21 protein-coding genes are annotated in these 26,474 nt (G+C 35.4%); 12 read left to right on the top strand and 9 right to left on the bottom strand.

All coding sequences use genetic code 11. The features are described from left to right. Nucleotides 1-14 precede the first annotated feature (14 nt). Nucleotides 15-650: a ComF family protein gene (locus AAT17_RS08055; protein WP_253279756.1), complete on the bottom strand. Its 636-nt coding sequence runs from the start codon at nucleotides 648-650 to the stop codon at nucleotides 15-17. Nucleotides 651-749: 99 nt separating this feature from the next. Between AAT17_RS08055 and AAT17_RS08060 the strand changes: the two genes are divergently transcribed. Together AAT17_RS08060 and AAT17_RS08065 are read left to right on the top strand one after the other, a co-directional pair. Beyond that, a complete protein-coding gene (locus tag AAT17_RS08060; protein WP_060525047.1) occupies nucleotides 750-1,631 on the top strand; it encodes a hypothetical protein in 882 nt (293 codons plus the stop codon). A 126-nt stretch (nucleotides 1,632-1,757) separates the two neighbouring features. Continuing rightward, nucleotides 1,758-3,305: a glycine--tRNA ligase gene (locus AAT17_RS08065; RefSeq protein WP_060523568.1), complete on the top strand. Its 1,548-nt coding sequence runs from the start codon at nucleotides 1,758-1,760 to the stop codon at nucleotides 3,303-3,305. A 64-nt stretch (nucleotides 3,306-3,369) separates the two neighbouring features. Here AAT17_RS08065 and AAT17_RS08070 read toward each other — a convergent pair whose 3' ends face one another. Beyond that, nucleotides 3,370-4,131, bottom strand: a complete 762-nt coding sequence (locus AAT17_RS08070) for an exodeoxyribonuclease III (RefSeq protein ID WP_060523569.1) — start codon at nucleotides 4,129-4,131, stop codon at nucleotides 3,370-3,372. A gap of 131 nt (nucleotides 4,132-4,262) precedes the next feature. Between AAT17_RS08070 and trpS the strand changes: the two genes are divergently transcribed. Further along, nucleotides 4,263-5,231: a tryptophan--tRNA ligase gene (gene trpS / locus AAT17_RS08075; RefSeq protein ID WP_042276953.1), complete on the top strand. Its 969-nt coding sequence runs from the start codon at nucleotides 4,263-4,265 to the stop codon at nucleotides 5,229-5,231. Here trpS and AAT17_RS08080 read toward each other — a convergent pair. The 4 genes from AAT17_RS08080 to AAT17_RS08095 are packed head-to-tail and all read right to left on the bottom strand — an operon-like array spanning nucleotide 5,228 to nucleotide 8,849. Continuing rightward, complete coding sequence (locus tag AAT17_RS08080) at nucleotides 5,228-5,845, bottom strand: deoxynucleoside kinase (RefSeq protein ID WP_060523570.1); 618 nt, start codon at nucleotides 5,843-5,845, stop codon at nucleotides 5,228-5,230. The genes trpS and AAT17_RS08080 overlap by 4 nt on opposite strands. A gap of 3 nt (nucleotides 5,846-5,848) precedes the next feature. Further along, complete coding sequence (locus tag AAT17_RS08085; protein ID WP_157539250.1) at nucleotides 5,849-6,625, bottom strand: hypothetical protein; 777 nt, start codon at nucleotides 6,623-6,625, stop codon at nucleotides 5,849-5,851. Between the two features lie 39 nt (nucleotides 6,626-6,664). After that, nucleotides 6,665-7,354, bottom strand: coding sequence for a response regulator transcription factor (locus AAT17_RS08090; protein ID WP_042276961.1), 690 nt, complete (start codon nucleotides 7,352-7,354; stop codon nucleotides 6,665-6,667). Next, complete coding sequence (locus AAT17_RS08095; protein ID WP_042276963.1) at nucleotides 7,335-8,849, bottom strand: sensor histidine kinase KdpD; 1,515 nt, start codon at nucleotides 8,847-8,849, stop codon at nucleotides 7,335-7,337. Before AAT17_RS08095 ends, AAT17_RS08090 begins: the two co-directional genes overlap by 20 nt. A 115-nt stretch (nucleotides 8,850-8,964) precedes the next feature. Here AAT17_RS08095 and AAT17_RS08100 point away from each other — a divergent pair, with 115 nt between their 5' ends. The 5 genes from AAT17_RS08100 to AAT17_RS08120 all read left to right on the top strand — a co-directional run bounded on the left by AAT17_RS08100 (nucleotide 8,965) and on the right by AAT17_RS08120 (nucleotide 18,026). Then, entirely contained in the window at nucleotides 8,965-9,840 is an 876-nt protein-coding gene (locus tag AAT17_RS08100) for a GLPGLI family protein (RefSeq protein WP_042276965.1), read from the top strand. Nucleotides 9,841-9,929: 89 nt separating this feature from the next. Then, entirely contained in the window at nucleotides 9,930-10,787 is an 858-nt protein-coding gene (locus AAT17_RS08105) for a GLPGLI family protein (protein ID WP_060523572.1), read from the top strand. Nucleotides 10,788-10,847: 60 nt separating this feature from the next. After that, on the top strand, nucleotides 10,848-13,562 hold the full coding sequence (locus AAT17_RS08110; protein ID WP_060523573.1) for a carboxypeptidase regulatory-like domain-containing protein: 2,715 nt from the start codon (nucleotides 10,848-10,850) through the stop codon (nucleotides 13,560-13,562). A 253-nt stretch (nucleotides 13,563-13,815) separates the two neighbouring features. Next, a complete protein-coding gene (locus AAT17_RS08115; RefSeq protein WP_060523574.1) occupies nucleotides 13,816-16,725 on the top strand; it encodes a PEP/pyruvate-binding domain-containing protein in 2,910 nt (969 codons plus the stop codon). Next, entirely contained in the window at nucleotides 16,725-18,026 is a 1,302-nt protein-coding gene (locus tag AAT17_RS08120) for a serine hydrolase (RefSeq protein WP_060523575.1), read from the top strand. The genes AAT17_RS08115 and AAT17_RS08120 overlap by 1 nt, the downstream gene beginning before the upstream one ends. Here AAT17_RS08120 and AAT17_RS08125 read toward each other — a convergent pair. Then, on the bottom strand, nucleotides 18,023-20,824 hold the full coding sequence (locus AAT17_RS08125) for an NTP/NDP exchange transporter (RefSeq protein ID WP_172792949.1): 2,802 nt from the start codon (nucleotides 20,822-20,824) through the stop codon (nucleotides 18,023-18,025). The genes AAT17_RS08120 and AAT17_RS08125 overlap by 4 nt on opposite strands. Next, the gene (locus AAT17_RS08130; RefSeq protein WP_060525049.1) at nucleotides 20,787-21,737 is read right to left on the bottom strand and encodes a serine hydrolase; all 951 of its coding nucleotides are present in this window, start codon (nucleotides 21,735-21,737) and stop codon (nucleotides 20,787-20,789) included. Before AAT17_RS08130 ends, AAT17_RS08125 begins: the two co-directional genes overlap by 38 nt. Nucleotides 21,738-21,902: 165 nt before the next feature. Between AAT17_RS08130 and hemW the strand changes: the two genes are divergently transcribed. From hemW to AAT17_RS08150, 4 genes are read left to right on the top strand one after another with little or no spacing between them, the layout of a single operon-like run. Further along, on the top strand, nucleotides 21,903-23,105 hold the full coding sequence (hemW, locus tag AAT17_RS08135) for a radical SAM family heme chaperone HemW (protein ID WP_060523577.1): 1,203 nt from the start codon (nucleotides 21,903-21,905) through the stop codon (nucleotides 23,103-23,105). Nucleotides 23,106-23,107: 2 nt separating this feature from the next. Continuing rightward, nucleotides 23,108-23,929: a DUF6624 domain-containing protein gene (locus AAT17_RS08140; protein ID WP_253279757.1), complete on the top strand. Its 822-nt coding sequence runs from the start codon at nucleotides 23,108-23,110 to the stop codon at nucleotides 23,927-23,929. Next, nucleotides 23,926-24,732: a cyclase family protein gene (locus tag AAT17_RS08145; protein ID WP_367379272.1), complete on the top strand. Its 807-nt coding sequence runs from the start codon at nucleotides 23,926-23,928 to the stop codon at nucleotides 24,730-24,732. Before AAT17_RS08140 ends, AAT17_RS08145 begins: the two co-directional genes overlap by 4 nt. Nucleotides 24,733-24,741: 9 nt before the next feature. Then, nucleotides 24,742-25,365, top strand: coding sequence for a DUF4230 domain-containing protein (locus tag AAT17_RS08150; RefSeq protein ID WP_060523578.1), 624 nt, complete (start codon nucleotides 24,742-24,744; stop codon nucleotides 25,363-25,365). A 2-nt stretch (nucleotides 25,366-25,367) separates the two neighbouring features. Here AAT17_RS08150 and AAT17_RS08155 read toward each other — a convergent pair whose 3' ends face one another. Continuing rightward, nucleotides 25,368-26,465 (bottom strand): hypothetical protein, encoded by a 1,098-nt coding sequence (locus tag AAT17_RS08155; protein WP_060523579.1) that lies wholly within the window; start codon nucleotides 26,463-26,465, stop codon nucleotides 25,368-25,370. Nucleotides 26,466-26,474 lie beyond the last annotated feature (9 nt).

Raw genomic sequence — 26,474 nt, forward strand, 5'->3', positions numbered from 1 at the left:
AGTTTTAGATAAACTTAAACGGCTACCGCCATAGTGGCTATTGAGATTTTTATATCAGGAATTTTTAGAAGTTCATGCGCACAACTACTTAATGTAGCTCCTGTAGTTATCACATCATCAACTATTAATAAATGCTTGCCTTGTAAGGTAACATCATTAAGTTCAAAAACAGCTTGTTTGATAGCATGACGCTCTACTTGATTTAATTGAGCTTGCTTCCGTGTATTTTTAGTCTTAATAAGGATATCCTCACGATAATCTGCCTGAATAGCTTGCGCAATTATTTTCCCAAAACCCGTCACCTGGTTATAGCCTCTCACCTTTTTTCGTTTAGGATGAATAGGTACTGGTAAAACCACGTCTATCTGCTCAAACTCTTTTTTATTTTTTATTTCTCTAGCCATCCATTTGCCTAAATACTCACTTATTCCTTCTTGTTTTTTATACTTGAGCTGGTGAATGAGCTGTTGAACAGCACCTATTTTTTCATAGTAAAATAAACTTGTAGCATTTTCTACAGGTACTCTCGCAAAAAATAAGTCTTTAATTTGTGTATCCTTATTTTTATGATGTAGCGCTAGTGGTAGGTGTGCAATGCATGTAGTACATAGCTTCTCTTCTCCAGGAGTAAGCACGGTAGTACAAGCCATGCATGATGGTGGATAAAAGAGGTTAAATAAATCTAAAAACAAGTTTTTCACAAATTATTTTCTAGCTTGCTGCGTTATAAAGATAAACAACCTGTAAAAATGACTAAGGAAAAAGACAATCGTATTTATAAGGTACTCCTGGGATTATTGCTGTTAGGATTGATAGCAGTAAGCGTTTGGGCCTATAAAAATTACAACGAGAACGAATCTATTAAAGCCGATTTAAGAGACGAGCAAGTTCAAATTCAAAAAGAACTAGAAAACATAAGTGCAGAGTATACTGCCGAGATTGATAAAGGGAACGTCCTAAATGCAGAATTAACTAGTGCAAATGATCGAATTACTAGACTCGTTGATAGTGTAAGTAGGCTAGAAGCCGATGTAAAAGTAATTTCTAGATTAAGAAAGGAACTAGCAAAAATTAAACAAGAACGCACAGCTTTAAAAGAACGTATAACCGTACTAGAAACTTTAAATAAAGACTTGTCAAGAGTTAATGATAGTACACTTGCTGCGCTCAATGAAGAAATGATTAAAAGTCAGGAGCAAAGCGACATGCTATCAAAATTAAATGAGAATATGTCTAGAGCTGCAACTCTTGTTCCTACTAACTTCACAACTCAGGGCGTTATCATACGTCGTAGCGGTAAACAAATTGAAAATGACAAAGCAAGACGAGTTGATGACTTAAAAGTATGCTTTACCTTGCCACAAAATCCGCTGGCGCAAGATGGTGTTACTGAATTTTACCTTCAAGTAATAAATCCAGAAAATAATGTAATTGGTAGTAAGGCGCAGCAGCAGTTTGACGGCCAGTCACTTACTTACTCTAAACTAGTTAAGTTCAATTATCAGAATAAGGAACTAGATATTTGCGAGTTGATTAATGCTGGCGAGGATGAGATAACTTCAGGTCGTTATCGTATTAATTTATACAACGGTCCAGTGAGAATAAGTAGTAGCGAGATTACGCTTAGATAACAAATTGAGTCGTAAACTTTATAACCGTTCTAGAAATAGAGCGGTTTTTCTTTTTTTACGCTTTCGCGAAAGCGAAAAAAACACAAACACGTCGCACAAGACAACACTTTTTTTACCTTTGCAGCTATGGCAAAAAACAACGATCAGGATCAGTTTAAAAAAGTACTCTCACATGCTAAAGAGTACGGTTATGTCTTCCAATCCAGTGAAATTTATGATGGCTTACAAGCCGTTTATGATTATGGACAAAATGGAGCAGAGCTTAAAAAGAATATAAGGGAATATTGGTGGCAAGCAATGACCCAATTGCATCAAGAAATAGTTGGTATAGACGCTGCCATTTTCATGCACCCGACTACATGGAAAGCCAGTGGTCACGTTGATGCTTTTAATGACCCATTGATAGACAATAAAGACTCAAAAAAGCGCTATCGCGCTGATGTGCTTATTGAGGATTATTGCGAGAAATACTTGCAAAAAGCAAACAAAGAGGTTGAAAAAGCTCGTAAACGTTTTGGAGAAAGTTTTGACGAGGATATGTATCGCAAGACAAATCCACGTGTTCTAGGATACCTAGAAAAAGCGACCGAGCCTACCGCAAGATTAGCATCTTTACTGGAAAATGAGGATCTAGCAGGAGTAAAAGCACTTATCGAGGAATTGGAAATTAAATGTCCTGTTTCTGGATCAATGAATTGGACCGATGTAAGACAGTTCAATTTGATGTTTGGGACTAAATTAGGAGCCAGTGCAGATACAGCAACAGATTTATATTTAAGACCCGAGACCGCTCAAGGAATTTTTGTAAACTTTCTAAACGTGCAAAAAACCGGTCGTATGAAAATTCCATTTGGAATTGCTCAAACAGGTAAGGCATTTAGGAATGAGATTGTTGCTAGACAATTTATATTCCGCCAGCGTGAGTTTGAACAAATGGAGATGCAATACTTCGTTAAACCTGGAACTGAACTCGAATGGTTTGAAATTTGGAAAGAAAGACGCATAGCGTGGCATCAATCTCTAGGAATTGATCAGTCTAATTATAGATTTCATGATCATGAAAAACTAGCACACTATGCAAATGCCGCAACCGATATTGAATTTGATTTCCCATTTGGTTTTAAAGAATTAGAAGGGATACACTCAAGAACAGATTTTGACCTTAAGGCTCATGAAGAACACAGTGGTAAGAAGCTTCAATTTTTTGATCATGAAGAAAATAAAAGTTATGTACCTTATGTAATCGAGACCTCAATAGGTTTAGATAGAATGTTTTTGGCTGTTTTTTCTAATGCTTTACAAGATGAAGTTTTGGAAGACGGTAGTGAGCGTACAGTCCTTAAAATACCAGCGGTGCTTGCACCTGTAAAAGCAGCTGTTTTACCACTGCTTAAAAAGGATGGTTTACCAGAAATTGCACAAGAAATCATAGATGATCTTAAATGGACTATGAACGTGCAATATGATGAGAAAGATGCTATAGGTCGTCGTTATAGACGCGCTGATGCTAATGGAACACCATTCTGTATAACTATCGATCACGACACTAAGGAAGATAAAGCTGTCACAGTACGTAATAGAGATACTATGACTCAAGAAAGAGTTGCGATTGCAGATCTTAAATCATATTTAGAGCCTAAAGTTGCTATGAGTGAGTGGTTAAAAAAGATCTAGAGTAATCCTTCCTGTAATACTTAAAGTAAAAAGCCGAATACTTCTTTAGTATTCGGCTTTTTTTTTATTCTAGCTCTACAAGTACTGGACAGTGGTCACTGTGCACAGCTTCTTGTAAAATTACAGCCCTTTTTACACTTGATTCTAGCGGTGTTGTAACCATGTGATAGTCCAATCTCCATCCTTTATTTCTTGCTCGACTACCACCGCGGTAGCTCCACCAAGAATATTCATCGGGTTGATCATTAAACATTCTAAAAGTGTCTATAAATCCACTTTCAACAAATTGATCCATCCAAGCTCTTTCTTCTGGTAAAAAACCACTTGTGTTTTTAAGTCTTACGGGATCATGGATGTCAATAGCTTTATGACAAATATTATAATCACCACAAATTAATAGCTGCGGTCTTTCACGTCGCAGTTCTTCTGTATAGGCTAGAAAGTCATCCATGTATTGGAATTTGAAGCTCAGTCTTGCATCATTAGTTCCACTAGGCAGGTACATACTCATAATAGAGAGATCTCCATAATCTACTCTTAAGTTACGACCTTCATTGTCCATGTATTCAATTCCAGTACCATATTCAACATGGTCAGGCTGCGTTTTGCATAAAATAGCAACACCGCTGTATCCTTTTTTTTGAGCTGAAAAATAGTACTGATATTCGTATCCAGCTTCTGAAAAAGCATCCTTATCAACTTGATCTTCGGTAGCCTTTATCTCCTGTAAACAAAGCACATCTGGATTTGCAGCTTTTAACCACGTAATAAAATCTTTTTTCATGGCTGCTCGTATTCCGTTCACATTGTAGGAGATAATTTTCATAGGATATAATTTATTTCAAAAGTAGGAGTAAGATCGCTTTATACAAAGGAACAAACTAATAATCTATTGCAATTAGGACCTAATAAAGTCCTTACTAGAAGTTACCTTTGCAATCTTTAAAAACAAAAATTATGGCAAGAGTTCTTACAGGTGTCCAGTCTACTGGAACACCTCATTTAGGTAACCTATTAGGAGCTATTTTACCAGCAATTGAGATGAGTGAACAGTCTGAAAATGAATCTTTTCTTTTCATCGCCGATTTACATTCACTTACTCAAATTAAAGATGGTGAACAGCTTAGGGCTAATACGTATTCAACTGCCGCTGCCTGGCTTGCTTGTGGTTTAGATACTTCTAAAACTACATTCTATCGCCAGAGCGATGTGCCTCAAGTAACAGAACTTAACTGGTACTTAAATTGTTTTTATCCATACCAAAGACTTACACTAGCTCATAGTTTTAAAGACAAGGCAGATCGTCTAGGAGACGTTAACGCAGGTCTTTTTACTTACCCAATGCTTATGGCTGCAGATATACTATTGTACGACGCGCAAGTTGTACCAGTTGGTAAGGATCAGTTACAACATATAGAAATGACCAGAGATGTAGCGGGAAGATTTAACAATGCAATGGGTGAAACCTTGATTGAACCACAAGCAAAGCTTCAAGAGTCTACCATGTACGTTCCAGGTACTGATGGGGAGAAAATGAGTAAGTCTAGAGGAAATTACATAAATATTTTTCAAACTGATAAAAAATTGCGCAAGCAAATCATGTCAATTGAAACTGATAGTACGCCTCTAGAAGATCCTAAAAATCCTGATACCTGTAATGTATTTGCTTTATATAAGATTATAGGTAGTGAAGATGAGGTTGCTGCTCTCAAAGCTAAGTACCTAGCCGGTAATTACGGTTACGGTCACGCTAAACAAGCGTTGTACGAACTTATTTGTGAACGATTTGCGACAGCGCGTGAACGTTATAACTATTTCATGGAAAACAAGCACGAAATAGATGCTGCTCTTGAACAAGGCGCTCAAAAGGCTGGTGCTATTGCAAATGAGACTTTAAAACGCGTGCGTAAAAAAGTAGGTTATTAAGCAAACAGACCTGTAAGTTCTGCATCAATTTTATTGATGATGTCACCTAGATCTTCAGGGTTATTTACAAAATCTATGTGATCCACGTCTATGATTAGGAGATTTCCCTTCTTGTAGCCGTGGATCCATGCTTCATAGCGCTCGTTAAGTCGACTTAAATAATCAATAGATATTGAGTTTTCATAATCGCGCCCACGCTTTTGAATTTGCCCAACAAGATTAGGAATGCTACTGCGCAGATAAATTAAAAGATCTGGTGCAGCAACTAGCTTTTCCATTAAATCAAATAGTGATGCATAGTTATCAAAATCACGTTGAGATAGCAAGCCCATCGCATGCAGGTTAGGGGCAAAAATATTGGCATCTTCATAAATGGTTCTATCCTGAATAATTTTTTTACCACTTTCTCTAATTTCCAGCACTTGACGGAAACGGCTGTTTAAAAAATAAACTTGCAGGTTAAAGGACCATCGTTCCATATCGGTATAAAAATCTTCCAAATATGGATTTTCAAGGACATCTTCAAATTGTGGAGTCCATTTGTAATGTTTTGCTAGTAATTTAGTAAGGGTTGTTTTACCAGCGCCTATATTTCCCGCAACAGCTATATGCATGATCTATTTCTTGAAATTCAACTCTAGGCTGTGAATCTTGCCTGAGCTCCAAATATAAAGGTTTCCCGTCTTTAGATGAAAGCTTTTGTTGTTTTCAGTAATCAAAATTTCCTTTGGGATTTTGGTTGTTTCGCTTTCGCGAAAGCGAAAATCTTTGCCAAAATTATAGGATGTAACATCATTGCCTCGAATTATTACCAATTGTTCTAGATGATAGGCTAGAATTGCGCCATTCAAACTCAAAGTTGATGTCTTACTACCATAAGTATTGAATGAAATTAAAGAGTCGTCTACTTGAACATGGCAGAAGTTATAATCGGTATATATATGTCGTATGTTGCCTTTAATAACTGGTGTTGAAGAGATGATTCTATTATTGATATAATCGTATAATTCTATTTGATTAGTATCTGCATTGAGCATCCATAAACGTCTATCACCTGCAAGCTGGACTTTACTGATGAATCTTAGTGGATTAAGTGTGCTTAAGGATACTCGCTGTATTTCATTGAGTCTGTTGTCAAGAATTACAACGGTTTGAGTATCCTCATAAAAAACGACAATTTTAAGTGGATTAAGTAAATCTACACTGGTAATAGGCCCTAATTGTATGTCAAAGTAGTTTGTAGATTGTGTAGTGTTTTTTTTGACTAGAGCTTGATCTTTTCCATAATACAAAGCACCAAAGTCATCAATGCCATAAAACTCCTGCATGTCCACAGGTGTTTTAATTTCCTGGCACATACCGTAAAAACAAAAAAGAAGAAGTAAGTATTTCACACTATAAAGGTACTTCTTTTAAACGCAGTACTCTTTACCTTATTCTCCAACTATTAGTTTATAACCAAAACCTCTAACGTTAACAATTTCGATGTTTTCATCTTTGGCTAGTTTTTTACGCAATTTCGTAATGAACACATCCATACTGCGCCCAGAAAAGAAATCATCATCACCCCAAAGTTTTTTAAGGATGTAAGTACGGTCTAGTACTTTGTTCATTTTAAGAACAAGATGATAGAGTAGGTGAGATTCTCTATGTGTGAGTTTAATTATTTCATCATCGATTTTAAGCTCTTGTTTTGGGAAATTAAAATCGTAATTACCAATCTTATAATGGCTTGCTGTTTTTTGAATATTTTGTCTGGTAAGTAGGTTCTTAATTCGCACGATGAGCTCTTCCATGGAAAACGGTTTTTTTAAATAATCGTTACCGCCTACATGAAATCCTTCTAGAACATCATCGGTTTGTGATTTTGCAGTAAGAAAAATAATAGGTACTTCGTCATTAAGTTGGCGTACATTTTTTGCTACTGTAAACCCATCCATTTCGGGCATCATAACGTCCAGTACTAAAATGTCATAATCGTTTTTTTCAAATGCTTCTAATGCTAGTTTACCATTTTCAAAGTGATCCACGTCAAATCCTCTGGAATCTAGACTTTCACTTACAATCATTCCTAGTGCTGGTTCGTCTTCAGCTAATAAAACTTTAGTAGTTATTTGTTCCATGAGGTATTTCTATTTTAAACTTAGTATTTGGTTTTATGGCAACAGAAATGGTGCCACCGTGCTTTTCAATAATTGTTTTTGTATAAAATAATCCGATACCAAAGCCTTTTACATCGTGTCTATTCCCTTGACTTACCCTGTAAAATTTATCGAATATGTTTTTAGAGTCTTTATAGCTTAGACCAGTTCCACTATCGCTCACTTCAATTACAGCGTTATCAACAGTTTCACTCAAGGTTACTTGGACTTCATCGCCACCATATTTAAAGGCATTGTCTACAAGGTTATTGATTGCATTCTCTATATGAAAAGCATCTACACGGCTGTAAATTTCGTCATTTGTAATGTTGATCGATAAGGACTTATCATTTCGATTTTGATACTTGTTGATTACGTTTTCTATAACCTCTGCTAGATTGGTAGCATTTTTCTCGAGCACTAATTCTTTACTGTCTAAAGTAGCTGTTTCAAGAATTTTCTCAACCATAACATTAAGTTTAGCTAATTGGTCACGTCCCATAGACAAGTATTTGTCTGTTTTTTGTGGATCACCAGATCCTGCAAAATTCTGAATTGCTTCTAGTGCTACACCAGCAGTCGCTATAGGTGTTTTAAATTCATGTGTAATATTTGAGATAAGATCATTCTTCATTTCATGAAGCGCTTTTTGGTTGCGTATGACCACGACTAGATAGAACAAACATGATATGACACCTACAATTAAAAGGGCACTCAGTAGAATTCCTGTAAGATTTTGTTTAAGCAGTTCACCACGATAATTTCCATAGTACAAAGTAACATTGTGACTAGCTGGCATAAGTTCTGTTTCTGGTTGTGTGCTGTATTGAAAATCAGGTTTTACAACGGTACTAGGGTCACTAGTATTCATCAAGTTGAAATCTAGATTAATCTTACGCTTTCGCAAGTTTTCCTGAAAATTTTGGGCTAGTTGGGGTACATTAAGTTCATCTTCCTTAAAGCTCAATATGATCTTGCTGGTAAGAGCGGTTACTTGCTCTTCAAAACCATCATCACCAGTTTCACCAGAACTAAATGTAACAGATTGAGATTCCCTAGTGATCGTATTAGGATCAAAAGAAAATCTATTTTTACGCAATCGTTCTTCAAAGATTTCAAGAGAATCTAGATTGTCTCCGGATACTACGGTTATTCCTTTAAGATCATCAATCTTTACATCATCAACACTAAATTCAAGAGCGGTAGTTATATTACGTATACTATCGACTCTTTTAAAGAATTTATCAAGACCAATTTCCCCAACACTACCTTTCATGAGTACTCCAAAGTTATTGCGTTGTGCTAGATCGGTGTAATAATCGTCTATACTTTGATCCAGGCTGGTCTGTACATCTGCAATAAGTTTACGTTCAGCTTCTTTGTAATTCTTGAAATTCCAATAAACCTGTATAGCCAAGGTAAATAGAATTACAACAGAAATAAATATGAGAAGGAAACGGTACTTTCTATCTTTCATGTGGTAAAGGTGCATCAAACCAAACTTATAAACCAATACGATTAACACATATTAACCTTGCTTAAGAATTGTATTTCTTTGATTTACTCATATTTGTATATCAAAAACCTAAACTATGATTACTATTACTCGTTATGTATTACTGGTATTGGCCTTGATTTTTGCAAAAACAAGTCTATTACAAGCTCAAGAATTTAAAGGTATCGCAACTTATCAAAGTAAAATGATAATGGATACAGAAATGGACAGTACAGCTGTTAAAGAAATGGGCGCAGAAATGGCCAAAGCCATTCAAAACGCTCTCCAAACCGCAGGAGAAGCTGAATTCACTTTACAATTCACTCGTACTGAATCTCTATATGAAGAGGTAAAGCAACTGGAAAAACCTCAACCTAAAATGGAAGGATTATCTATAACGATTAGTGGAGATGGTAGCGCTTATGGAACTACCTATAAAGACCTAGAGAAGGGAACTTATTTAAGGGAAGATAAGATCCAAGGAAAAGAATTTTTAATCAGTGATGATCTTGAAAAATGGGATTGGAAAATTACTGGGGAACAAAAGAAAATAGGGAATTACACTGCTATAAAAGCTACTTATGTAATTCCAAAGCCAGAACTCACTGAAGAGGAAAAGAAAGAAAAAGAAGAAAAAGAGCAAAAAGAAGGAGTAAGTATATTAGACAGCATTCCACAAGAAGATACGGTAGTTACTGCCTGGTTTACACCTGAATTGCCAGTTCAAAATGGTCCAGGTTCCTACCACGGTTTACCAGGTTTAATTTTGGAAGTAAGTGACGGGTCTACCATCTTACTGTGTACCAAAGTGGAACTTAATCCAGAGAAATTCAAGCTTAAAAAACCAAAAAATGGTAAAAAAATATCATTAAGCGATTTTGAGGAATTACGTGAGAAAAAACAAAAAGAAATGATGGAACGATTTAAAGGTAGACGTTCTGGCGACACTCAAGTAATCATGATTGGAGGATAAAGGTTAAAAGTTTCTTAACGCTTGAAACTTTAATGGGCTTATGTAGTCCAACCCATTGTGGTAAAACCATATTAATCTAAAACCCGATTATGAAAAAGATATTTTTTGCTCTTATTGCACTGGCGGCAACGGTTGCGACTGCACAAGAGATTTCTGGAGAGGCTACCTACCTTTCTAAAACAAAAATGGACACCAGCTGGATGGATGAGAACCGTAATCTTACTCCAGAACAACGCAAACGTATTGAACAAAACATGAAAAAGATGAGTGAAAAAACTTTTACACTCACTTTTAATCGTAACGAGTCCATGTACAAGGAAGAAAAAGAGCTGCAAACTCCAGGTCGTGGTGGTCGCGGCTGGGGAAATTGGATGGGTACCAGTATGTCAGGCGATAAATACAAAAACTTAGAAGAAAAAGTATGGTTAGAAGAACGAGACATGTTCGGAAAACAATTTTTAGTAACTGATAGCCTGCACACTATTGAATGGGAGATCACGGGAGAACAGCGTCAAATAGGCCAATACCCAGCCATCAAAGCTATAGGAACTAAAAAGAACAATAGTTTGGATTGGAGTAGTTTCCGACGTCGTCAACCTAGAAATGCCGAAGAAAAGAAAAAGGATAGCATTGCCATGAAAGAAGGTCGTTTTGAAGACGTATACGAGCAAGCCGATGAAATTCAAGTCGTTGCTTGGTTTACACCAGCTATTCCAGTACAACACGGTCCTGCAGAATATGGTGGTTTACCTGGTTTGATTCTTGAATTAAATGCAGGAGAAACTACGTTATTATGTAGTAAAGTCGTTATGAATCCGGCAGAGCCTGAGGAAATTAAAAAACCTAAGAAAGGTGAGGTCATTAACGAGGAAGACTACAACGAATTGTTTACAAAAAAAATGCAAGAGATGCGCCAGCGTTTTAGAGGACGTGGTCGTCGTGGATAACATCTTAAAAACCCGAACATTTTAACCTACCTGTTCGGGTAATTTTTTACAACTTTACTTATGAAAAAGAATATTCTTATAGCCATTTTGTGCTTATTTGTTTTCGCTTTCGCGAAAGCGCAATCTGTTAAAATCACAGGAGTGGTGGCAGATAGTTTAGGAAATACGTTAGGTATGGCAAACGTAATCGCCTATCAACAAGATAAAAATTTAGGTGCCTTTGGTATCACAAATGATCAAGGTAAATACCAACTTTTAAATCTTAAAAAAGACAGTACATACATACTCAAGGTGTCTTTTTTAGGATTGAAAACTATTGAAGATACAGTCAAAAATATTCAGACAGATCTAGTTAAAAATTATGTTATGTTAAATGGCGCCGATGAACTTGACGCAATTAACATTGTCTATGAGATGCCGGTTTCCATAAAAGGTGATACCATCGTTTACAATGCCGATAGTTTTACCAATGGAACTGAGGATAAACTAGAAGATACCCTTAACAAATTACCAGGAGTTGAAGTAAATGAGGATGGAGACATTCTTGTAGAAGGTAAACAGGTTGAAAAAGTCATGGTAGAAGGTAAAGATTTCTTTGAAGGTGATAGTCGTCTGGCTACAAAAAACATCCCAGCAGATGCAATTGATAAAGTACAGGTTCTTAGAAATTATAATAATCGCAGCCAATTAAAAGGTCTAGGAAACGATCAAGATAGAGTAGTGATTAATTTGAAGTTGAAAGAAGGGAAAAAGAAATTTTGGTTTGGAGAAGCTACTGTAGGAGCTGGTTATGGTGGTGACAAAGCTAGGTATATCATCCAGCCTAAAGCCTTTTATTACAGTGAAGATTTCTCAATGAATATTTTAACTGACTTTAATGATTTGGGAACACCTGCTTTCACTGGTCGAGATTACTTTAGATTCATAGGTTTTAGTCGTCGCGATACAAGGCAGAATAATTCTAGTATAAACGTTCAAGCTCAAAACCCTTTAAATGTATTTCAGGGTAATCGAGCGCTTAATATAGAGAGCCAGTTTGGTGCACTTAACACATCATGGTCGGTTAATAATAAGTTAGATATAAGTTCATTTGCCATAGTTTCTAAAAACACAATCGATACGCGCAGCACGAGCAGGAGAACCTTTGTGGATAATTCTAATACTGAAGAAACGGATAATAGAGGTGTAGATGAAACAGTTGCCGCTTTATTTAAATTGGGAGCAGAGTATAACCCTACTGATGCGTTTACTCTAAGTTATGATGGAAGATTCAATTATGCAGACCAGCAAGGTGTAAGTGATTTAAGTTCTATTGATCGTGAAGCAGATCGTAGTATAGATACTCGTGATGAACAACAGCCTATTACGTTTAACCAGTCTTTAAATATGTACTATACCGCAAACGAGAAAAACATTTTTGCGTTTGAAAGTCAGTTTTTGAATCAGTACGAGGATCCTTTTTACAATGCAGTTTTAGATATAGATCCTTTTGACCCAACCACAAATACGGAACCTTTTAACGGTAGACTAGGTATAGGTGAGCAGGATATTTATAATATCAATCAAGAACAATTTGTTAACACAAATAAGTTGGATGCAAAGCTGGATTATTACTACGTATTAAATAAAAAAAGTAATTTAAACTTTACCGCAGGAACAAGTTATGTATCTCAAAACTTTGATTCAGATATATTTGAGATTCAAGCAGACGGAACACGTAACGAATTACAAGATTCAGATTTACGCAATGATGATGTGAACTTTGATTTCTTAGACGTTTATGGAGCTGTTCATTATAAAGCTATTCTAGGTAAGTTCACTATAACACCTGGATTAACCGCGCATTCATTTCAAACAAAGGACAGACAGAATGGAGTTACTAATACTATCGAAACGGAACGTGTCGTACCGGACGTAGAAGTACGTTACGATTTTAGAAATTCAGAAACTTTGACACTTAACTACGATCAAAATGTAACTTTTAATGATGTAAATAGTTATGCCAATGGAATTTTATTTAGAGGATATAGTTCCCTACAAAGCGGTAACAATCAGATAGAAGGAGCTTTGAATGATCGAGTAAGATTAAGCTACCGTAACTTCAACATGTTTAATTACACTACCATATTTGGTAATGTTACCTACACCCGATTAACTGATGCTATTCAAAATGAAGTGGCTTTGGACGGTATCAATCAAGTTTCTCGTCCTATAAATGCATTATTGCCTAATGAATCTTTAAGTGCAACAGGTTCATTTGGGCGTGAAATAAAGAAGATTCAAGCTACTGTGACAGCAAATGTAAGTTGGTCAGAGAATAACAACATTATCAATAATATTACTCAAACAGCTACAAACTTCAATCAAAACTATAGTTTCAGAGCTCGATCAAATTTCCAAAAGGGAATTAATTTCAGTTTACAATACGCCCTTAATCTTAACAATAGTGAGAATGGTAACTTTGAAAATGATGCAACAACAAACAGTATAAACTTAGATTTAGATTATCAACTAGGTAAGAGCTGGTTGTTCAAGGCAGGATATGATTACAACATTTTCACTGCAACTGGTGATGTAGAAAATAACTTTGAATTTTTTGATGCTAGTATCCGTTATCAAAAACCAGACTCCAGATGGAGGTACGAGTTAATCGCAACGAACTTATTAGATACCGAGGCTAATATTCGTAATTCATTTGGTCAAATTGCAACAAGTACCAACGCAACTTTTGTTTTACCTAGATACGTTTACTTTAGAATGAGATTTGACATATAAGTATTTGTGATTTAAGTCAATTAAATAGAAATGAGTTACATGTATTTTTGATTTATCATAACCCAATTATCTCATCACAAAAACCTCAAAGAGATTAATCTTTGAGGTTTTTGGATTTAATAAATGAAGGATAGCCTTTATGAATTTGTTATTGTTTATAGTTAAAGTAGAATTACTGGTGTCTTGTTAAACCTTTCTAACTTTAAATTTTTTTAACTCTTAAGCTGGCTATTTTCGTAGTAAATACCAACTTATGCTTAGAAAGCTACTCTTTATAACACTTCTCGTTCCGATTTTGGGAACCGCCCAAAAATTCACCGATTCTCAAATAAAAGAAATGATTGAAACTTATAAAGGCCTTGATCGAGGTCCTTATAAATCAATAAATTGGTTTTGTGAAGATGGCACCATTAGAGACTCCAAAGATCCTTGTCCTGGAGATCTAGAAGGAATTCAACACGCTAGCTACAAACCACAGGTAATTGAGCTAGCACAACGTAATCATATCTATTTTGGAGAAATTCTGGCATCCAATGAGATCTGGAAATTTTGGGATGGCAACAATAACCACAGTAGATTAAAACAGTATCAACTTCAAAAGTTTCTGGAAAATTCAGATAATGGTTGGATACAAGAGAAATCACAATTTTACCGTGGTGCAAAACAAATTGAGGATGAGGAAGAATGGGGAAGAAAATTCTATTATACAGTCCTGTCAAGCAATGAAATTGTAGATCGAGACTTTTTTCTAGTCAGAGAAAGTTTAAGAGACTTACCTCATGATGGTGACACCAATTTGTCACAAGAAATACGTAGTTTAAGCAAGATACTTGCCGAGCGTAATCCTGCGTTCATGGAATTACGAATAAAAATCCACGGTAATCCAGAAAAAGAAGATACCCAAGCAGTAGAAAATTGGTTAAAGGAGCACGAAAAAAAAATCAAGAAAGAAGACCTTGAAAAATTTGAGTTATTAATTGATAAGATGCATGAATTCTTTAAGCCGGTAAGCATTAGTGAACTAGAAAAAATGGTTTCGGACTGGGATAAAAACTCTTTTATATATAACCAGGTGTCATGGTTTAGTAGTACGTATAAGAACGAGACCGATCCGTCTATTATAATACCAGCCGCCTCGGGATTAATGTGTGATATTCGTGTAAATCTTAAAGAAGATAGACGCGGTACTCGTAGAACTAGCGCATTGGAATTAAGTTTAAGGTTAGAAGAATTAATATTTCAACAAGCCTCACAATGGAAACCTAACACAATCAGAGAGCACATTGATAAAATTTATGCATTAAGTGAGGCACTAGCATCAGCAGGTTACATTGAACAATGGGAATGGGACTTAGTAGAAAATGATTTGCACATTCATACTGATGCCACTGTTAAAGCAAAAATTCTACTTCAATTTATTCAAAAAGCTAGACAACAACTAGCATGGGGTAGTGGAATGGTTAAAAGTATTTACGGTGATACCGTAGAGCAATATGCGAGTTTTGAACCGTTAGCCCTTGGATTCTACGATGATAAGATAAGGAGCAGCTTACTCTTGCCCTTGGGAGATGCAATTGGAGATTTCTCAGGATTAGTGTCTAGACAAATAGGAATGGAAAACAATGTTCCAGTTGTTGATAATACAAGTACCATAAAAGGATTGAACCCAGGTTATGCCGTGGGAACTTTGCATGTGGTAAGTGGTGATGCACATGGATTATCCGTAAACTCTTCAGATATATATGTTTTTGAAACACCGCCTAGTGATTTAAAACCGGTAGCAGGAATAGCCACCGTATCAGAAGGTAATCTAGTATCGCATGTACAATTGCTCGCTCGTAATTTGGGTATTCCTAATGCTGTCATAAGCACTGAAAATCTAAGTGACTTAAAAAAACTAGATGGTAAATTGGTTTTCTATGCTGTAAGTCCTAATGGAATAGTTCATTTGTTTGACAAAGATCAATTAAGTAATGAGGAGCAGGATTTATTTACAGCCTCAAAATCCAAGGATAAAAAAGAAATTCGAATTGATGAAAATCGTTTGAAACTAGAAATTACTTCACCAGTTGATATGGCTACAGTAACTAGTAAAGATAGTGGGATATTGTGCGGACCCAAAGCGGCAAACCTTGGTCAACTCAAACAATTGTTTCCAGAAAAAGTGGTTAATGGAATAGTTCTTCCTTTTGGTGTTTTTAAAGATCACATGCTACAATCCATGCCAGATTATGAAGGTACTTATTGGGATTTTTTGAATAACGCTTTCGCGAAAGCGAAACAACTAAAACAAAATGGTTCAACACCTACCGAGGTGGAACAGTACCAACTGGAACAACTAGAGATCCTACGGTCATCCATTAAAACAATGCCTTTAAAACCTAGTTTAATTGAGGAGTTAGAAAAGCAGTTTAAAAGTACTTTAGGAAGTAAATTAGGAAATGTTCCTGTGTTTTTACGCAGTGATACTAACATGGAAGATCTCGAGGAGTTTACAGGAGCTGGCTTAAATCTTACAGTATTTAATGTAGTGGAAAGAGAAAAGATTCTACAAGGAATACGCGATGTTTGGGCAAGTCCGTATACAGAGCGCTCGTTTAAATGGAGACAAGCCTATTTATCCAACCCAGAAAGTGTGTATCCGTCCATATTAATTATTCCTACTGTAGATGTGGATTATAGTGGTGTACTAATAACCAAAGACTTTTTAAACAATCATACCGAAAAGGTTACGGTAGCAATGAGTCGTGGAGCAGGCGGCGCCGTAGATGGACAAAGTGCAGAAACCTATTTAATCCATCAAAACGGAACCACCGAATTGATTGCGCCAGCAAGAGAAAATAAGCGCCGTCGATTGCCTGTTACTGGAGGATCTTATATGGAACATGTTGATTTTAATCATTCCATATTGAATGAAATGGATTTAAAGAAAATCCTACAATTTGCACAAGATGCACATGCTACCATGCCAGAATCTAAAAATGGCACTTATAAAGGAGCCTGGGATATAGAGCTTGGGTTCAAGGACGGTAAACTGTTTTTATTTCAAATAAGACCATTTGTTGAAAATCAAAATGCGCTTTCTCATCCATATTTACAGAAAATGGATGAAATGATTAATACGGAAATCGAGTTGTTAACTTCTAAAGAGATTCATGCGTAATGAAAATTATAAAAACACTTTCAATACTATTAATAGCTCTATTTTGTATTGCTTTTTATCCTATTGATGGGTATAATATTACTGGAATCAAAAGACTTAAACGATTAGAAAAAACTTTAGATAGTACCATTACTGAGTATTATTTAAAGAAAGGTAGTTTTAAAAAGCATGATGAGGTCAATTTGTGGCTCTGTGAGGAAACTGTATCAACCGATAGTTTGATGGTTGTTGATAAGGAGTTTCAAAAGGAAATGATGAGTTTGTTCCCTAGTAAACAAGGTTACGGAATTACAGTAATGGATATTACTAATCCAGAAAAAACTCGATATGCAGAGATGAATGAAAATCGAGGTTTTCAACCTGGAAGTGTTGGTAAAATAGCTGTAGCAACCGCTTTTTTCAATGAATTAAGACAATTGTGTCCTGAAGATTGGCATGTAAGACAACGATTATTAAGAAATAAAATAGTGAAGTCTGGTAATTGGGGTTTGTATGATCATCACACTATTCCGGTCGTTGACTTAGAAAAGGACAAATATGTCAAAAGAACAGTAGTATATGAGGATGAATTTTCCTTATATGAATGGCTAGACCATATGTTAAGTGTTAGTAATAACGGTGCAGCTAGCATTGTTTGGCGAGAAGCCTTGCTTATGAACATTTTTGGCGACGAGTATTTTAATTTAACCCAAGAGCAGGCAGATGAATATTTTGAGACTGCAGATCGTAGATTATTAACAGATAGAGCCATTCAATTAGTAAATCAACCTTTAAGAGATTTAGGTATCGGTCATGACGAATGGAGATTAGGTAGTTTTTTTACTAATGGTCCAGACAGATACGTAAGTAGTAAAGGAGGAAGCATAGGAACACCCAAAGGTTTGATGAAGTATTTGTTGCAATTGGAACAAGGTTGTGTGATAGACGAAGAGTCTAGTTTAGAAATCAAACGGTTGTTGTATATGACAGATCGAAGAATACGATATGCTTACAGTCCACGCTTAAATAATGCTGCGGTCTATTTTAAATCAGGAAGTTTATACAGCTGCGATAAATCTAAGGACACACCTTGTGGTAAATATAGAGGGAATAGGTACAATTACATGAATAGTGTCATAATTGTTGAACATCCTGATGGCACCAATTATATTGTCTGTTTAATGAGTAATGTACTTAGTAAGAATAGTGCAGGTGCACACATGTATTTGGCAAGTAAAATTGATCAAGCTATACATAAAAGGAATACTCAAAATAACGCGACCACCATACAAGAAGAAAATCCTGATGTAGGAGAAGGTTAAGCTGTTTTTTCCTTAGGGTTAATATTTAATCGCTTTAAAAAAGTTATTACTCCTTCTTTTTCGCTGTTTTCTAAGTAAAGTACGATTCTCTTTCGTTGAGATAAAGGCATTACGTGGAGTAATTTAACTAGTTTGTTTTCTAGTAGTTCCTCATCTAGCAATATTGATTTTTTAATTAGCGTTTTTTCAGGATAGAGTTGTATCTCATTAGTATAGTCAAAATGCTTCTCTTGTAATTTTAAATAAGCGTTTGTGGCATTAATTACTTGTGTGCTCAACTTTCTATGTAAAACCTCATTCAAATATTCTTTAGCCTCTATTTGTGAATTGGTTTGTTTGCTTAATAGTCCGTTGTAAGCTATCCAAATATTGTCGGGAGAATATCTAAGTGCGAGTATATTAAATAATACTTTTAATTGTAGATCAATTAGTTGTTCGATTTCAATCGTCAATTCTTTAATTTGATTTACTACGGGTAGATGAGTAATATCATCATCCGAGTTTGACATTACTTTTAAAGAATAAAACATACGTATTAATTTATAATAGCGTTTACTCTCCTTCTTTATTAAGTTTTGCGCTGTTCTTCCGGTTAAACGCGGGAACTTTTTATTTTGTCTTAAATTAAAAAGCTTATCATAACACTTATAATTAGATGAAATAGTATAGTCTGATGCTATTTGAATTAAAAACTTGTATGATTTCTTGGTATTAATAGCTCCTAATAACATGGGTAATTCTAAAAGTAAAGATTTGGTCAATGTACCTCGGCTGTGTTTTACTTTTAGAAAATGAAGTAATGAATTCCCGTATTCAACTAATGCTTCCGAAGCAACTTTTCGGTATCTAGGTTGTTCCAGTAAAGAAAACAAATCTTGTAAAAAGTACCTATCCTTAGTATGACCTGCAGACTTTATACAGGACGTTTTTATCACTTCGTTTCTGTTGTTCAAGTTGGTCTTGATAATGGTTTGATAGTTAGTATACTTTGCATATCCTATGGCTTCAATCAGTCTGCTTTTTTCTTTTAGGTCAACTTCTTTAATGTTTTCGTCTATTTCATCAAGAAACAATTTAATCCTCAAATGCAAATTGTATTTTTCACCAAGGTGTGAATCTCGACTTGCGTATTGGGCAAGTGCTAGTAGTGCTGTACTTGCTATGTGATCATCATCATCATCCAGATAATTTTCAAAAAATTGAGGAGCTATATGATCTTGTGTAATTAGGTATTGTAAAGCGGCAAAGACGAGTTCGCTATTTTTAGAGTAAATAAAATTATGAACACGGTAAACAGGCTCTTTAAAAACATGATTAAGCTGTGAAATGGCAGCTATTTTCACTTGATCATTTTCGTGATCTAGTAGTTTTAATAAAGGATCTTTAAGAGAATGATGTGCAACTTGAGGCACTTTTTTTAATATCTCAATAATATCCAACTTATTTCCGTTGTCGATAATTACCTTAATGTTTTCTCGAATCACCTTTAGATTACTTCGTTTATCAAATAGTCCGGTTTTAATCGAAATACTTGATTTGAATGTGCTTAGATAGGTACTGCGAACCTTAAGTATCATATACATCCAGAATAGGGTAGCGATAACAATTATAAAATTAATGGTATAAGTAGGTAGTTCAAGTCCTTTAATGATCAGAATAATTAATAATCCAGCTATACCTGTTGCGGTACTATCTACAACAACATCGATAAATGTTTTCGTTTTGTTTTTAATTTCACTGGGTACGGGAAGTGCAAGCAACTCAACACTACTCTTGTATAACGATTGCTTCAGGCTGCCATCAAATCCTTTGAGCAAAACTACTACCCATAATTCTGGGAAAATGAAAAGTAAACTGGTACAAATGACAATCATGGTAGGTAGTACCAATAGATTGGAACTTATGTTGAGGTTTTCAAGAAATTTTTTGGTTAAGAAAAGCTGTATAAGCAATGAAATTATATTGAATGTACTGAACCAAAATCCAAAAAAAGAAGCAAGGTCATCAGGCTCTGGTATACTAACACTAGATAAGTAACTAAATTGATAGTCTACTAATTTTGCTACCACAACACCTAGTCCAATTACTCCAGCTAAATAACTTAGATGAGAGTTTTTTATGATTAACGATAGCGACTTCTTTTTTGAAACTCGTTCTTGTTTTTGAAGCTTTATGTTTTTCAAGTTTACAATGCGCAGCGATCTAACTTTTTTATAAATAAAGACACAGGCTAGTATCATAAATCCAGCTGTAGCAATTAAAAAACCATTGTTTATATAGGGTGCGGTAATTGAAGTAAGATAACCACCTGCAATTCCACCTGCAATTCCACCAGCTCCTACAAAACCGAATAAGCGTTTTGCTTGGGAAACATTGAACACAATATTGGCGGTTACCCAAAATTGAGAAGTAGCTAGGATAGCATAAATGCCTATAAATATGTAGAAAACATAGGATAAAAAGATGTTTTCAAAGTCAAAAACTACTACTGCGCCAATTAAGACAAAAACAGCCCCAAAGAACCATAAAGAATTCTTAGTGATTTCATGTAAGGGTAATGTGACAAGAAGTCTATTGTACGTGTAAGAAACAATTACTGCTACAAGCGCTGTAATAACAAAGGCTATTGACAAATTATCTCTACCTGCAACAGATAAAAAAAGTGCATTAACAGTAGGTTTAACTACTAGTAATGCACATATAAGTAAAAACAAATAGAGCTGCATCCATATCGCTATGGATAACTCATTTTTTTTAATATCAAATGCTCTGGTTAAGAGCTGGCTCAATGGTAACACCTTTGCTTGGGTTTATAGGCAAATTAGGTGATTTTTCTAGAGCATTCTCTAAAGGTCGTACTAAATTTCTAATAATCTTTTCTCCATTAGGAGATTGAACCATGGCTACCATAATATAATATTTACCTCTGGTTTCGTCCCAAACTAATGCGCTGTCGCAGTGCCAGTTGCGCCATGATCCGCTTTTACGATAAACATCGGCAGTTGGAGCAATCTGATCAAGTGTATTTACAAATTTGTGATGTAAGCTAGGATCTTTTAAAAATCCAAGCATTTGATTACTACGATCTGTATTTATCAATTGCCCAGTAGCTAATTGGAAATACATTTTGGCCACTGAAGAAGTGGTTGCGGCATGACTCAAACCTTTAATCGGATCTGGATTACGTTTACCTTGAGCAGCATATCGCTTACCTACCCACAAACCACCATCATGAAATTTGTCATAAAACGGGTTTTCAGGGTTACACATTACATCTTCAATTTTTTGAAAACCAACACGATCAATCATTCTAGTAGATGCAGCATTGTTGGATTTAGAAATCATAAGCCACATGTCTTGCTTTACAAGTTCGGTATAAGCTAATTCACCGTTCTCGATAGCATCCATTGCCGCATACAGTACGGCAATTTTAGGCATGCTCGCAGCATACATCATGTGATCGTCATTAATTCCAGCGTATCTTATTTCGTCGTCACTTAAATCAACAAGACTTATGGTGAGCAATTTTTTATCAATTAAGTTTTTCCAATTGGGATTAGCGTTTAATTGTTCTTGTAACTTTAACTGTAATTCTGCGTTTTGATAGAATTCAACATCTTGGTGAATATCTTCTACATTTACTAATGGTGGCTTTGCATGTGTGGTAAGTGAGCCTAGTAAAAACAGTAAAAGGAAAAGTGGTTTTATCATATAAATATTCATGTTAATATAGGGAACAATAACAATGCCTAAACTACTGGTTTTATTGTGTTTAACATGTTAAAATTTAGACTTTAACATAAAACACAAGATTAGGGTACAATTTTACAGCTTTTTGAGGAATTCCCTTTACCTTTTGGACTTACCTTTACCTCTGTGAGTGGGATATATATACACATACCGTTTTGTAAACAAGCCTGTCACTACTGTGATTTTCATTTTGTAACTAGTACTAAATACAAGACTAGAATGATTCAGGCATTATGTGATGAATTACGTTTTCGCGCTAAGCGGCCTAATATCGAATCTAATATTTTAAATACTGATATTAATAATTCCTCAGTTTATCTTGATGATGATGCCGTTGTAGAAACTATTTATTTTGGAGGTGGCACACCTAGTGTTTTACAAACTGAAGAAATAAACAAGATTATTGATACCGTCTATCAAAATTTTAATGTGAGTTCTAATCCTGAAATCACACTCGAGGCAAATCCTGATGATCTTGATGATTTGACCATTAAAAAATTAGAGAAATCTCTTGTAAATAGGTTAAGTATAGGTGTTCAAAGTTTTCATGAAAAAGATCTCAAGCTCATGAATCGGGCACACAATGCACAACAGGCAGAAGAGTGTATTTTAAAAGCGCAGCAATATTTTGAAAATTTGTCCATCGATTTAATATATGGTATTCCAGGTTTAACTAATGAAGAATGGCGCGATAATATCTATAGAGCGATCGAACTCAAAATACCTCATATTTCCAGTTATGCGCTAACGGTAGAGGATAATACAGCTCTAAAATCATATATCGAGAAAGGCTTAATCCCGCAAGTCGATGATGAAAAGGCCCATGAGCATTTTAATATTCTGATTGATGCCATGCAGCTACATGGTTATAAAAATTACGAGTTTTCTAATTTTGGAAAGCCAGGCTTTTTTTCAAGAAATAATACTGCTTATTGGACAGGTAAACCTTATCTGGGAATAGGTCCTAGTGCTCATAGTTTTGATGGTGAAAAACGTGGATGGAACATCAACAATAACCTAAAATTTATGAAGGCTATTGAAAACGGTAATTCACCAATGGAAATTGAAAAACTTACTAAAGTAGACAGATACAATGAGTACATAATGACAGGATTGAGAACCATTTATGGTGTGTCTTTAGAGAAAATTGAAACTGAATATGGTCTTGAGTTTAAGACATACCTTCTTAAACAAGCTCAAGAATACCTCAAGGACCATTTACTCTATTTAGATGGTGATACCTTGCTGGTAACTCGCAAAGGAAAGTTTTTAAGCGATGGAATTGCTAGCGAATTGTTTATGCTTAATTTAGGAGATTATAAAGAATAACTATGAAGGTCAGATTGTTAATAGTAATCTTATTGATCGTAAGTTGTAAAAAGTCACCATCAATGGCAGATATCTCTACACTCGATGAAATTTCATATGAAGAAATGTTACAACAAGCAAGTAGTAATACTCTTACCGTTAGGGATGATGTTGTTTACATAGATGAAAATAACAATGTACTTTCCAATGAAGAAAAGGAAAGTCGCAATGAAGATTTAATGTATGCAAAATGGCTAGTCAATGAACAAAATGAGCTGGTCATGGTACAATTACAATCCAGAGAAAATGCTCTTAAGTGGTTGAGTGACCGACCAGTTATTAAAGATAATTCTCAAATTGATTGTAACCAATTGGATATGTTATTAGAACGTATTTATCGACGAGATCAAGAAAATAGAAGTTCGCAAGCGATTTTACCAAAAGTTGATTCACTCAATCTTGTAGCTATAGAAGCGGTGATAGATAAATGCGGTATGCCTACCATAGAAAATTCGGGAGAAATGGGGCCTAGCGCTGTTTGGTTAGTCATACAACACGCCAGCGCCGATAAGCGCAAAAAATACTTTCCCATGTTGTTAGAAGCTTCAAAAAAAGGTGATTTAGATAGGCAAGACATCGCTCTTATGCAGGACCGCATGCTTATGGATGCTGGCAAACCACAACTTTATGGATCCCAAGTTACCGTTAATGAAAGTGGTGAATACATGCTTTACGATTTAAGAGACCCTGAAACTGTGGACCAACGCCGTGCTGTCATGAATTTAATGCCTTTAAAGGAATATCTTCATTTCTTTGAAATAGAATTCAATGTGCCTCAAAAATGAGAATAGCTCTGTTATTACTTTTAATTTTATCATTGATTGCATGCAATCAAAACAATACAACTATGACCGCTACTATTCATATAGAATCCAAAAATTATAAGATAGACCTAGACAAACCCATTGATATAAGTATTCCTGTACAACATCAATCTGGTGTAGGTGCCTGGTATATTGATCAACCTACTATTAAGCATGTTGAGGTTGATGGTTACGTAGGAAAAGTAGAATTGGGCGGCAGTACAAATTTTAATGATGTTTCGTTTAATCCTCACTCTCATGTAACTCATACTGAATGTGTAGGACATATTACCAAGCAAGTTTACAGCGTGAATCAAGCATTAAATAGAACCTTTTTTAAAGCACAGGTTATTAGTGTTCGACCAGAAGAGTTTGAGGATGATTTGGTAATTACCTTAGAAAAGTTTACCCATATTGCTGACGATGTAGAGGCAATTGTGATAAGAACTCTTCCTAATTCAGGTGATAAAAAGACTAGGAACTATTCTCATACCAATCCACCTTATTTACTGGAAGAAGTAGCAGTACGCTTTCGCGAAAGCGGAATAAAACACCTGCTTATTGATTTGCCTAGCGTAGATAAAGAAAAGGACGAAGGAGCATTACTAGCCCACAAGGCTTTCTTTAATTATCAAGGCGACTACCGAATGGATGCTACGATTACAGAATTTATTTATGTACCCGATGAGGTGAGTGATGGAAATTATTTATTGGATTTGCAAATAGCACCTATAGAGAATGACGCAGCTCCTTCTAGACCTATTTTGTATAAGATAAAATCTTAAGTTTGTGGTATGGAGTACTTATTTATAGGGCTAGCAGCAGGAGCAGTAATATCTTTTTTTATTTTCAAATTCTTAGTTAAGGGCAACCATTCAAAAAATAATACTAAGGAACAAAGCGTGGTGCTCATGGAAAAAATACGCACGGTATGTAAATTCATTACTGTTGAAGGAGATTTTGCCGAGATATATCACTACGAAAATGTAAAGGAAAAACTCATGACCCTATTACTAGGTAAAAAGAAGGCTATTGTCCTGGTAAATGCCAAAGCACATATAGGCTATGATTTAACTAAAATCAAAATGCATAGTGATCCTAAACGTAAAACGATTACTCTTACTAATTTTCCACAGCCACAAGTAATGAGTATTGAAACGGATCTTAATTACTATGACAAAAAAGAAGGTTGGGCAAACTATTTTTCTAGTTCTGATCTTACTGAAATTTCAAGAAACGCAAAGCAACATATCATTGACAAAATACCAGAAAGTGGCCTTTTAGAGCAAGCTCAACAAGAAGCTTTACAAGCGATTCAAATGATGGAAACCCTTGCACAAACTATCGGTTGGACCTTAGATTACAATGCACTTTTACTCGAGGAACCTGAAAAACAGGTTAAGATTTTAAATAAATAAGGTTATTGAACCTGGCTCGACACTACAATAATGACTGTAAGAATGATAAGTGCACAAACTACCGCAAAAAATATTTTCCAGAATGAGTAGGGCCTGGAGCCGTGTATTTTACCAGTTTGCCCATTTACGTAGAAGTGATATTGTTTACTGTTGTAATAATAACTACTTATGTATACAGGTAATAATATGTGTTTAAAGGTTTCATCATCTAAAGACATGTTGACACTACTTATTTTTTGAGTGTCTCCACCTATATCACGACGTATCCAATTTCTACAAATCTCCTCAGCACGCTTGTTAGATACAATGTGTCCTTCCTTTAAAGAAATGGTGTATTTCTCTGTCACATAACCAGCTAGAAAGCGCGAGTCAAAATTAGTAAGCTGTTTTAAATCCCACCTAGCAACTTGCTCGGGAATTTGGGACTGCTGTTTTTTAGTAGCCTTAACTAAAGTGTCATCGATAAATCCAGAGACATTACCAGCAGCAGGACTCCAGTCTGTTCTTCTTTCTCTAACCTGTCTTTTGTTTTCGCCACTACCTACTGTTTTTGTTACATAATAGTAATCACCTCGCATTCCAGTATAACCTGCTTGTAATTGCGCATCAAATGTCCAATAGGGTAAGTAAAGACCTTTGGTGTTTTCAGGACTTAATGAAGCCTTTTTTAAGTTATTAGGAGCCCACCAAAGTTTATTAACCCAGTTTTTAAATATTAAATGAGCTTTACCTTGATTAATTTGAAACGGAATAAGAGCGCCTGGTTGTATCCATTCCTCACGATATAGTTCATCAATTTGCAACGGCGATGCACAATAAACACATTGCAAAGTTTTGTAGGATTCTTCAACATGCTGGGTAGCACCACAACTTTTACAATCCAACAAACTTAATTCTGTGGAATGCGATTGTGATCCTAACTGTTCTAGATAAGGAAGTAATTCTATTTCTTGAAAAGGTTGCTCCTTATGTTCAATTTGTTCTTTATGACCACAATAATCACAAGTTATTAGGTCTGTACCAGGTTCATAAGTAAGTTCTGCGCCACAATTGACGCAGGACTTTTTACGTTTTGAAACGCTTTTTATTGACTCGCTCACGAGCTATTT

Source organism: Nonlabens sp. MIC269, from assembly GCF_001430865.1.
GTDB classification, from domain to species: domain Bacteria; phylum Bacteroidota; class Bacteroidia; order Flavobacteriales; family Flavobacteriaceae; genus Nonlabens; species Nonlabens tegetincola.